Genomic DNA, 1223 nt, shown 5'->3' on the forward strand with positions numbered 1-1223 from the left:
GGTCGGAAAGCGCCTGTTCGACTTCCACGTCGCCGACAACAACCGGTTTGCCGCCGGCCTCGGCCAGATCGATTGGCCGAAGATCGTCGCCACCTTGCGCGAGATCGGCTACGACGGCGCGCTGACCAATGAGTTCGTCGCGCCCGTCGACCGGACGCCGGCAGCCCCCTATCCCGACATGGTCGAGCGCAATCCGGTCGACATCTCGCCCGAGCAGCTGAAGTTCATCCAGGACCACGGCTCCAGCGTGCTCACCGAGAAATTCTACACCGACCAGATGCGCATCAACGCCGAAACGTTATTGCCGCTGATCAAGTAGCCGACTGCCTCTGGGAAATTCGCCCTTCCGCCCTGACCGGCGGCGGGGCTGGGGAAGAATATGCGTATCAAGTCCGTCCAAGCCTGGTGGATCCGCGTTCCGATCGAAGCCGCTCGGCAGCACCGCAGCGACTTCGGTCAGGTGACGACCTTCGACGCCGCCATTCTGCGCATCGAAACCGATGACGGGCTGGTCGGCTGGGGCGAAGGCAAGAACGCCGCCGGCAGTGCCGGCAGCTACGGTGCACTCGTCCACATGCTGAACCATGAGGTCGGGCCTCAGCTGGTCGGCCGCGATCCGGCGGATATCGGCGTCATATGGGAGATGCTCTACAATGGCGTGCGCCACGACAGCGCCGCGCGTGGCGGCCACGCCATGCCGCAACTGGCGCGGCGCGGCATGAGCATCGCCGCCATCAGCGCCGTCGACATCGCGCTGTGGGACATTCTTGGCAAATCGCTTGGCGTTCCGGTCTGGCGGCTGCTGGGCGGCCGCAAGCTCGATCGCATGCCGGCTTACGCGTCCGGCGGCTGGGCGGCTGCCGACGCCATCGGCGAGCAGTTGAAATCCTACATCGCCAAGGGCGGTTTCAAGGCACTGAAGATGCGGGTTGGCGCCATGGATGGCGCGGCGCACATTTCGGCCGGCCGCGTGCGGGCCGCACGGCAGGCGCTCGGCCCCGATGTCGAACTGATGGTCGACGCGCACGGCACCTACACGGTGGCCGAGGCCAAGCGCTTCATCCATCTCGTCAACGATCTGGACCTCGCCTGGTTCGAGGAGCCTATCATCGCCGACGACAAGCCCGGCATGGCTGAAGTGCGGGCGTCAGGTGCCGTCCCGATCGCCACCGGCGAAAGCGAGGCGACACGCTATGCCTTCCGCGATCTCGCGGTGCTGAAAG

Annotated in this window: 1 protein-coding gene and 1 pseudogene; both read left to right on the top strand. The window is 65.9% G+C overall.

Annotated elements, in window-relative coordinates:
- Positions 1–319, top strand: a pseudogene (locus EN750_RS35080) (sugar phosphate isomerase/epimerase); the annotation flags it as partial.
- Between the two features lie 60 nt (positions 320–379).
- On the top strand, positions 380–1223 hold an 844-nt coding region (locus EN750_RS35085; RefSeq protein WP_145968228.1), incomplete at its 3' end, for a mandelate racemase/muconate lactonizing enzyme family protein.

The organism is Mesorhizobium sp. M7A.F.Ca.ET.027.03.2.1 (assembly GCF_003999175.1).
Taxonomy (GTDB): domain Bacteria; phylum Pseudomonadota; class Alphaproteobacteria; order Rhizobiales; family Rhizobiaceae; genus Mesorhizobium.